9 protein-coding genes and 1 pseudogene are annotated in these 9,660 nt (G+C 34.9%); 3 read left to right on the plus strand and 7 right to left on the minus strand.

All coding sequences use genetic code 11. The annotated features are described in order from the left end of the window. The 6 genes and pseudogenes from RWM06_RS08515 to RWM06_RS08540 all read right to left on the minus strand — a co-directional run. Positions 1–557, minus strand: a pseudogene (locus RWM06_RS08515) (23S rRNA (adenine(2503)-C(2))-methyltransferase RlmN); the annotation flags it as partial. A gap of 20 nt (positions 558–577) precedes the next feature. After that, a complete protein-coding gene (locus RWM06_RS08520; RefSeq protein WP_313970813.1) occupies positions 578–1,105 on the minus strand; it encodes a YutD family protein in 528 nt (175 codons plus the stop codon). Between the two features lie 156 nt (positions 1,106–1,261). Next, positions 1,262–1,867, minus strand: coding sequence for a superoxide dismutase SodA (sodA, locus tag RWM06_RS08525; RefSeq protein ID WP_313970814.1), 606 nt, complete (start codon positions 1,865–1,867; stop codon positions 1,262–1,264). 124 nt (positions 1,868–1,991) lie between these two features. Beyond that, the gene (locus RWM06_RS08530) at positions 1,992–2,162 is read right to left on the minus strand and encodes a hypothetical protein (protein WP_313970815.1); all 171 of its coding nucleotides are present in this window, start codon (positions 2,160–2,162) and stop codon (positions 1,992–1,994) included. 75 nt (positions 2,163–2,237) lie between these two features. Continuing rightward, positions 2,238–3,275 (minus strand): DNA polymerase III subunit delta, encoded by a 1,038-nt coding sequence (gene holA, locus RWM06_RS08535; RefSeq protein ID WP_313970816.1) that lies wholly within the window; start codon positions 3,273–3,275, stop codon positions 2,238–2,240. A gap of 32 nt (positions 3,276–3,307) precedes the next feature. Next, positions 3,308–4,243, minus strand: a complete 936-nt coding sequence (locus RWM06_RS08540; RefSeq protein ID WP_313970817.1) for a dihydroorotate oxidase — start codon at positions 4,241–4,243, stop codon at positions 3,308–3,310. A 228-nt stretch (positions 4,244–4,471) separates the two neighbouring features. On the opposite strand from RWM06_RS08540, the gene gdhA reads away from it, so the two are divergent. Together gdhA and RWM06_RS08550 are read left to right on the plus strand one after the other, a co-directional pair. Next, the gene (gene gdhA, locus RWM06_RS08545; protein ID WP_313970818.1) at positions 4,472–5,818 is read left to right on the plus strand and encodes an NADP-specific glutamate dehydrogenase; all 1,347 of its coding nucleotides are present in this window, start codon (positions 4,472–4,474) and stop codon (positions 5,816–5,818) included. Between the two features lie 660 nt (positions 5,819–6,478). Further along, positions 6,479–7,444 (plus strand): polyprenyl synthetase family protein, encoded by a 966-nt coding sequence (locus tag RWM06_RS08550; protein WP_313970819.1) that lies wholly within the window; start codon positions 6,479–6,481, stop codon positions 7,442–7,444. Between the two features lie 44 nt (positions 7,445–7,488). Here the strand turns inward: RWM06_RS08550 and RWM06_RS08555 are convergent, their stop codons facing one another. Further along, on the minus strand, positions 7,489–8,481 hold the full coding sequence (locus RWM06_RS08555; protein WP_313970820.1) for a hypothetical protein: 993 nt from the start codon (positions 8,479–8,481) through the stop codon (positions 7,489–7,491). A gap of 90 nt (positions 8,482–8,571) precedes the next feature. Here RWM06_RS08555 and RWM06_RS08560 point away from each other — a divergent pair, with 90 nt between their 5' ends. Next, positions 8,572–9,468 carry a tyrosine-type recombinase/integrase gene (locus RWM06_RS08560; RefSeq protein ID WP_313970821.1) on the plus strand — a complete coding sequence of 299 codons (897 nt, stop codon included), beginning with the start codon at positions 8,572–8,574 and terminating at the stop codon, positions 9,466–9,468. Positions 9,469–9,660 lie beyond the last annotated feature (192 nt).

The following is a 9,660-nucleotide window of genomic DNA, read 5'->3' on the forward strand; positions in this document are numbered from 1 at the left end:
GCCATTCCCTTGTCATCATTGATGGTACGAACGAAATTCAAGACATTGTTGTAGTTATCAAAAGGCTCACCGATACCCATGACAACGATATGGCTGACGCGTTCATCCTGACCACGCTCATCAAAGTATTTCTGAACCAGCATGATTTGCGCTACGATTTCCCCATTATTGAGGTCACGTTGTTTCTTAATCAAACCAGAAGCACAGAAGGTACAACCGATATTACAGCCGACCTGAGTCGTCACACAGACTGACAAACCATAGTGTTGACGCATGAGTACTGTCTCAATCAGCATTCCATCTGGCAATTCAAAAAGATATTTAACGGTACCATCAGCAGACTCTTGAACGATACGTTGTTTCAAGGGATTGACTACAAATTGGTCATTAAGCTTAGCAATCAAATCCTTGGAAAGGTTGGTCATCTCTTCAAATGACTGGACACGTTTACGGTAAAGCCATTCCCAGATTTGATCTGCACGGAATTTCTTTTCTCCCTGCTCCAAAACCCATTCCTGCATGGTTTGACGTGTTAAACTATAAATTGACGGTTTCATTTCTTCTCCTTATTCTCTACTCACTTCTGACGAATGACAAAATGACGTTGTCCCTTGTCCTCTTTCTGAGAATGTTGGTCTTTCTGACGACGTCTATTTTTCTTATCTGCATTCGGTTTTCGTTTTGTTTGAGCCGCTTTCTTTCCTTTTCTAGAAGATGTTTCTTCCTTCTTACGCATTTTCTTGTCAAATGATGCTCGCTTAGGGGCTTCATTTTCTAAGACAAAATAGGCACAACCATAACTACAATACTCTAAAAGGTAGTCTTGTAAACGACTGATTTTTTCAAGTTTTTCTTCTGTTCGATCATCCTTGTAAAAACCTCGTAGGCGAAGCTGTTCGTTGCTCCAGTCTCCCACGATATAATCAAACTTGGTTAAGACTTCTGAAAAACGCTGATTAAAAGCCGTCACATCAAAGGCTTCCTTGATATTTTCCACCAAGGAAAAAGCTATCCCTTCCGTTTCGACCTTGTCCCCGTGTAAATGAAACTCAGGACCAGGAAACTTGTTATAGTTGTATAATTCAGGTGCAATTTCTTTTCGCATAGATATCCTTTTTTCACGATTACTTAATACTTTATTCTACCATAATTTCTAGCAGTTAGCACGTTTCTCATAAAAATGAAAAAAGTCTGACGATTTTGTCAGACCAAAATAATATAACCTTAAAAAGAGAAGAACAATTCTTCCCTCCAACTATCATTATTTAGCAGCTGCGTACAATTCATCTACTTTGTTCCAGTTGATTACTGAGAAGAAAGCTTTGATGTAGTCAGGACGCACGTTGCGGTATTTCACGTAGTAAGCATGTTCCCAAACGTCCAAGCCCAAGATTGGTTTTTTACCTTCTGAAATTGGTGTGTCTTGGTTTGCTGTTGAAGTCACTTCAAGCTTCCCTTCTTTGTTGACAACCAACCATGCCCAGCCAGAACCAAAACGAGTTGTTGCTGCTGCAGTGAAGGCTGCTTGGAAGTCTTCAAATGAACCAAATGTTGCATCGATTGCTGTTGCAAGTTCTGCTGATGGAGCTGTTTTTTCAGGAGTCATCAATTCCCAGAAAAGAGCGTGGTTCAAGTGTCCACCACCATTGTTGATAAGCGCTTGACGGATATCAGCTGGGATAGATTCTACATCAGCAAGCAAGGCTTCAAGATCTTCACCGATTTCAGGGTGTTTTTCAAGAGCTGCATTAGCATTGTTGACATAAGTTTGATGGTGTTTGTCATGGTGCAAGTGCATTGTTTCCGCATCGATGTATGGTTCCAAAGCGTCGTACGCATATGGAAGATCTGGTAAGATAATAGCCATCTGTAATACCTCTTTTTCTTTCTATATGAAAATGATAACGTAAACATTCACTTTTTTCAAGTTTTTTGCTTATAGATGAGGAAATCAGTGACATACTTTCTAATAATACTCTTCGAAAATCTCTTCAAACTGCGTCAACGTCACCTTGCCGTAGATATATGTTACTGACTTCGTCAGTTTCATCCGCAACCTCAAAAACATGTTTTGAGCTGACTTCGTCAGTCTTATCTACAACCTCAAAGCAGTGCTTTGAGCAACCTGCGGCTAGTTTCCTAGTTTGCTCTTTGATTTTCATTGAATATAAAATAAGTAAATCAGCAAGAAACCCACGACAAGATAATCCTGACGCGGGTTATAGTTTCAAAAAATATCAATTTACCTGACTAGCAATCTGTAAGAGTGCCTTTTCAAAAAGGAAACCTTTTTCATAAAGACCTGTCTTAATCTGATAGTCTGTCTCAATCAAATAAGAAATAGCTTGCTTCAAAAAGCTCAAGGAAAGTCCTCGCGAATCCCTCAGCGCAAACTTAATCTGATAGGGATTCGGATTGCGTCCTAGAAAACTGCCTAGACTACTTGCAATCTGCGATTCTGTTTGCCCAGACTCTGACAAAATTTTCACCTGAGTAAAAGTCCGAAATTGTCCTAGCATGACTGCAATCAACTTGATTTCATCTTCCCCTTGCAAGGTCAAGTCTCTCACCAAATCGCGCGCCTGATCCATCTTTTTAGTCAGAATAAACTGAGTTAAATCAAAAATATTGTCCTGCAAGGTCTTGGGGATAGCATTGACAATATCCTCTTCCTCGATAACAGAGTCTTCCTTATAGGACTGTAAAAAGAGGAGATTTTTCTGGATTTCGCTAAATTGAAAACCAGATTTGATAAGAAGATTTTCAAAAGAATGATTGGCAAACTGCAGAGCTTCTTTCTGACTCCACTTTTGGAAATACTGGCGTAATTCTTGTTCTTTTGCTTCTACTGCATCAAAAACCTTGGCATCACGCTTCAGTAATTTAACCAACCGTCTTTTGCTATCCAGTTTTCCTTCTGCAAAGATTAACAACTTGGTTGTTGGTGAAGGATTATCAAGGTATTCCTCAAATGACTTGAGCTCATCATCTGTCAAAAAGCGTTTCTTAGCAGTCGTGATATCGACAAAATGATCCAATATCACGATTTTCTCATCCGCAAAGAAAGGAAGGCTGACCAACTCCAGTTCTACATCTTTGTAAACTACTTCTTTCATATCAAAGTAGGCAAAGTTGAGGTCGGCAGAATCATAACCAATCTGTTTCAACACTTGACTCTTCATCACCTCAAACTGGCCCTGGTCTGTCCCTGTAAAAAGGCTCAGGCTCGATAAATTTGATAAAGTCAACTTCTGGCTTTCTTCAATGGCTAGCATCTTCTCTCCTTTCTTCTGATTTTTTAATGAATTTAATCGATATAGCGCAATTTCCCACGGAAATCTTCTAGGCTTTCGTACCCTTTTTCCGCCATGATTGCTTTCAGTTCATTGGTAATACGATCAAAAGCACCAACGCCTTCTTTGTGAAGGGTGGTTCCCACCTGCACCATACTTGCTCCACAGAGGATATGTTCAAAAGCATCACGACCAGTCAACACGCCACCTGTTCCAATGATTTGAATTTGAGGATTTAAACGTTGATAAAAGGCATGAACATTCGCTAGAGCAGTCGGTTTGATATACTCCCCACCAATTCCACCAAAACCATTTTTAGGACGAATTACGACCGACTCGTCTTCTATATAAAGGCCGTTTCCAATAGAGTTAACACAGTTGACAAACTTAAGAGGATACTTATTGAAAATAGCTGCCGCTTGGTCAAAGTGAACAATATCAAAATATGGTGGCAATTTAATTCCAAGAGGTTTGGTAAAGTAGGCAAACACCTCTGCCAAAATCCGGTCTGTTGTCTCAAAATCATAGGCAATCTGAGGTTTACCTGGAACATTTGGACAGGAGAGATTTAGCTCTGTTAGACCACGAAACTCACTCTCTTGGACTTTTTTCAAAATAGTATGAGTTTCCTCTGGAGACATGCCGACCAGAGATAAGAAGAAAGTTCGGCTTGGCTCTTTTTCCTGCAAATCCAAAAGATAGTCCAAATAATAGTCTAAGCCATTATTTGGCAAGCCCATAGAGTTGATGGAACCAAGTGGAACATCTTGATAGCGTGGCTCAGGATTCCCCTGACGAAAGTCCAAGGTCGCTGTCTTAGTGACAAAGGTTCCTGCCGCTGAGTTTTTAACTCCTTCTAACTCCTCTATCGTCATACAAGCCACACCTGCTGCATTCATCAAACAATTATCAAACTCAAAACCAGCAATTTGTGTTTTCGTTGATACCATGATTCTAATCCTCCAGATTCCTTTTATTGCTAATATTATACCATATTTTCACAATTTCTCTTTGAGAAAGATATTTCAAAGAAAAAGGTTCGTTTTTTATCTACTTCCAAAAATTCCCAAACCAAATTGAGTGAATTTTTAGAAAATTTTTGTTTTTCTCTTTACAGTTAAAAAAATTTCTGCTATAATGACTCATGTAATAAAATATGACAACAAAAGGAGAACGATATGACATCTGCTAAAGAATATATCCAAAGCGTGTTTGAAACTGTAAAAGCTCGTAACGGGCACGAGGCTGAATTCCTCCAAGCTGTTGAAGAATTTTTCAACACTTTGGAACCTGTATTTGAAAAACACCCTGAGTATATCGAAGAAAATATCTTGGCACGTATCACTGAGCCTGAACGCGTGATTTCTTTCCGTGTTCCTTGGATTGACCGTGATGGAAAAGTTCAAGTAAACCGTGGTTACCGTGTTCAATTCAACTCAGCTGTTGGACCATACAAAGGCGGACTTCGTTTCCACCCAACTGTAAACCAAGGGATTTTGAAATTCCTCGGATTTGAACAAATCTTTAAAAATGTCTTAACTGGACTTCCTATCGGTGGAGGTAAAGGTGGATCAGACTTCAATCCTAAAGGTAAAACAGACGCTGAAGTGATGCGCTTCTGTCAAAGCTTCATGACTGAATTGCAAAAACACATCGGACCATCACTGGACGTACCTGCTGGTGATATCGGTGTTGGTGGACGTGAGATTGGTTACCTTTACGGTCAATACAAACGTCTTAACCAATTTGATGCTGGTGTCTTGACTGGTAAACCTCTTGGGTTTGGTGGTAGCTTGATTCGTCCAGAAGCAACTGGTTACGGTTTGGTTTACTACACTGAAGAAATGCTCAAAGCTAATGGCAATAGCTTTGCTGGTAAGAAAGTGGTCATTTCAGGTTCTGGTAATGTTGCCCAATATGCTCTTCAAAAAGCAACTGAACTTGGTGCAACTGTTATCTCTGTATCTGACTCAAATGGTTATGTCATCGATGAAAATGGTATCGACTTCGATCTTTTGATTGATGTTAAAGAAAAACGTCGCGCTCGTTTGACTGAGTATGCAGCTGAGAAAGCAACTGCTACTTATCATGAAGGTTCTGTATGGACTTACGCTGGAAACTATGACATTGCACTTCCATGTGCTACTCAAAACGAAATCAATGGTGAAGCAGCTAAACGTTTAGTAGCTCAAGGCGTTATCTGTGTATCTGAAGGTGCCAACATGCCAAGCGACCTTGATGCCATCAAAGTTTACAAAGAAAATGGTATCTTCTACGGACCTGCCAAAGCTGCCAACGCTGGTGGTGTAGCCGTTTCAGCTCTTGAAATGAGCCAAAATAGCCTTCGCCTCTCATGGACTCGTGAAGAAGTTGATGGACGTCTCAAAGACATCATGACAAACATCTTCAACACAGCTAAAACAACTTCAGAAACATATGGTCTTGATAAAGACTACCTTGCAGGAGCTAACATTGCTGCCTTTGAAAATGTGGCAAATGCTATGATTGCACAAGGTATTGTTTAAGATTTATTTGCTCAATCCTCAATCACTACGATTGGGGATTTTTAGCTTGAATTAAAACGTAGGAAAATTACTTACTCGCCCCCTTTTGTCCCTGTTAGAACAAAAAGAAAAGAGCCTGGGACAAAATAGTTCTCAGCCACAAAAAAGCTAGAGATTTCCAATTGCGGAATCTTCTATAAATTCTGTTGAAATGGTACTTGTTCCGTTTTTATAACAGCTAAGGGCTATTGCGTAAAATTTATACAATTCGAGCAAATCTGTTTTTGTCAGACCGTGTGTCTTTAGTAGAATTTTATATTGTTACCAATTATAGTATGCTACTTTTACTTGATAACACTATTATAACATTTAGGAATAAAAAAACATGTTCTAGATTAATAGAAAGTATAATTCTAAAATTAGAATTTTTCGTGATAATCCTATAAAATGCTCCTTTTCTAATAAACTTGTACTTATTTCCTTCAAACTACACAATTCTCTAGTTGTTGTAAATTTGTAATCGACTCAAAAGTATTCGATATAATTTCAAAACAGTGTTTTAATTTATAGTTGGCCAATATCATCTAATTTTAACTAAAAAAATTATTATACAAATCAAGCCACTAAAGATGAATTTATGGTATACTAGTGATAATAAATTGTTATCGGTAGGAGAATACTATGGAAAAGACACCAATAATTACGTTAAATAGTGAAGAAAAAGATTTTTTGTTCACTATTGATTCTAGGATTAAATCAATACTGCTTGAACTACCAGTACAATATCATGAGATACTTCAAGTGGTGAATGGGAGTCGTTTTAGACCATTATTAACATATTATGGTTATAAGTTGTTTTCTGAGAATCTAAATGAAAAAGTTTACAAGTCTGCAATAGCTATTGAGTTAATTCATAAATCCTCTATTATTATTGATGATATTATAGATCAAGATGATAAAAGACATAGCATATACACAGTACATAAGCAATATTCTATTGATGAAGCCCTAGTAATCACAGTTTTTTTATTAGGAAAGTGTATTGAATTATTATCTGAAATTGATGATTCTACAATTAGGGTATTTAGTCGTATGATTATTAGAATGTGTCAAGGAACAATACAAGAATTGAATATTGATATGAATGTAAGTATTGATAAAATAAAAGAAATCTTAGATAACCAAACTTCACAAGTTATTCAAAATTGTTTAGTGATTGGCATGAAATCATATGATCCTGAGTTAGATAATCAACATTTAGCAATTATTGGTTACAAATTAGGCTACTTATTTCAGTTACTAAATGATTGCGAAGCATACTTTAATCCTGAGTTCACTGTAAAATACAAAGGGAATTATAATTTTGATATTAATAAAAGTAGAAAAAATTTATGTTACGTTTACCTTGAACATTTTCTCTCTAATAAAGAAAAAATGGAACTTCAGAATAAAGATAAGGTGACTAATTTAGAAATTTTATTGAATAAATATAATGTGTTAAAACATATAAAAAATGAAGTTTCGTTAATTGAGTTTGATATAAAAAAACAATGTGAAGTTTTGGAAAAAAATCATTCTATGGAAAGGTTAAATTATTTTATTGATTATTCAATTAAATTAGCGAAGGTAAGAGCGGGGATTTATTAAGATAAAAGAGCAGAGATTGGGATTCTCTGCTCTTTTAAACAACACTAATTTTGTGTTAAAAATGGCTGAACTAGCCTATATAGATTTATCAAAATGGGGATGAAACCTATCGGATTGAGTGGTTTTCCATTGAATAACTGTGGAAAGTTCGGGGAATCTTTATAGAGTTTAAATAGCTCAATATAATCTTTATTAAGTTGTTTATTACTGTAATCGGTAATATCATATTCCTTCAGTTGCATTCTTTTTATTTTTTTTATTATATCTTTAATATATTTTTTCCAAAGATAGTCAAAAATTAAATAACCAAAACCAATCAGTATAAAAATTATTCCCCAAGTAATTTTAAATACTAGGTTATTAGGTGTATCTATTATTAATGTATTTCCGGTAAATTTAATAGCAGATAGTGGAGTGGTTAAATAGAATAGAGCAGTATAAGCAATACCTAAAATTCCAAAATAATTACTAAATGAACTCATACTATCGGTAAATTTAACTATCCAATCACATTCAGATGGATCATGTAGAGAAACTGGTGTCAATGTAGTAAACTCTAATTTTGAAATCTTTCTTAAGGTAAGAATATAGAGTAGATACTTTAAATACAATTGTATTGCAATAAATACAGTTAGGATTAGAGTAATAGCGCCATAGATTGTAATTAATTCGTTCCAGATAAGAACTTTTAATAATATTAGTGAAACGAAATAATTTAAACCGATTGCAAAACAAATAGATATACTATACCATTTGTTTAGATAACTATTATTTTTGCTGAAGATTGGAAATAGTGGAAGATTATTGACTTTAGTACCTGAAATAGACATTTTAAGGATTATTTCTTTTTTCATTAAATTTTGGTATGTGATAATCTGAGCTAACAGTAGAGAATTTACTCCAAAGACATATATATAATTGTGTTTTAGTGATGAATCAAAAATTGATACTATAATTCCAATAAAAACCCAACAAGTAAAAATAATTGTCCAAAAACATTTTTGAGATAAAATTTTATCAATTATTTTTATTTCCATAGTATTCTCCTACCGATAACAATTTATTATCACTATACAAAGCACTCAAATAGGTTTATAATAGCATGATTATTGATAAAGGAGATTTTTATGGACTATAAACTTATTTCTACTTACCTAGATTATTGCAAAACTCATAAGCGTTTGAGTTCACACACAATTCGCGCTTATAAGAATGATCTTATGCAATTTTATAACTCAGACCATGATAATGTCGAATCCTATATAGAACACTTGACACAATCTAGCATAAAAACGAATACATTAAGAAGAAAAATTGCTTGTATGAAGGTGTTTTATAACTATCTAAAATACCAGAACATAATTGAAGAGAATCCCTTCAATCAATTGCGCTTTCAATTTAGAACTGAAAAAATATTACCTAAAACGATTCCGCATGACATTCTGAAAAGTATTTTTTTATATTTAGAGCAGAGAGTAGTTCTATCTAAAACTGATTATCAAAAACAACACGCTGAAAGAAATTTACTGATTATTTCACTGTTACTTTCAACAGGCATCAGAATTTCTGAACTTTGCCATATTCATCTCAAAGATATTAATCTTTCCAATAAGACGCTCCATATTATAGGAAAGGGTAAGAAAGAACGTATCCTATTTTTAGGAGATCAAAAAACATTCAATTTATTAGAAACATATACAAATAAAACAAGAAATGAATCAAATGATTTCTTGTTCCCAGGGAAACATTCACTTAAACCATTATCAGAGCAAAGTGTACGTTTAGTAATAAAGAGAATCGTTGAACAAAATAACTTTTCTAGAACTATTACACCGCATATGTTTAGACATAGTTTTGCGACAATGCTTCTAGATAGTGATGTAGATATTCGATACATTCAACAAATTCTTGGACATAGTTCTATATCAATCACACAAATCTATACTCACGTATCTCATTCAAAACAAAAAGAAATACTTAGTTCTTTTAATCCTGTATCAGCGATTCATTCTGAAATCGAATAAGAGAACTTTCTAAAGTCTACAGTTCACTTCATCTTAAATTAATGTTTGTAGTTCGACTTTAGTTAATAGATTTTATACTCAATAAAAGCAAAAAGCATACAAAACTTCACTTTGAATCAGCATTTATACTATATTCTGTATTAAGAACTCCATAATTGTTTTTCTAAAATATAACTTTCAAGTATCCTTAAA

It is taken from the genome of uncultured Streptococcus sp. (assembly GCF_963516575.1).
Lineage (GTDB): Bacteria > Bacillota > Bacilli > Lactobacillales > Streptococcaceae > Streptococcus.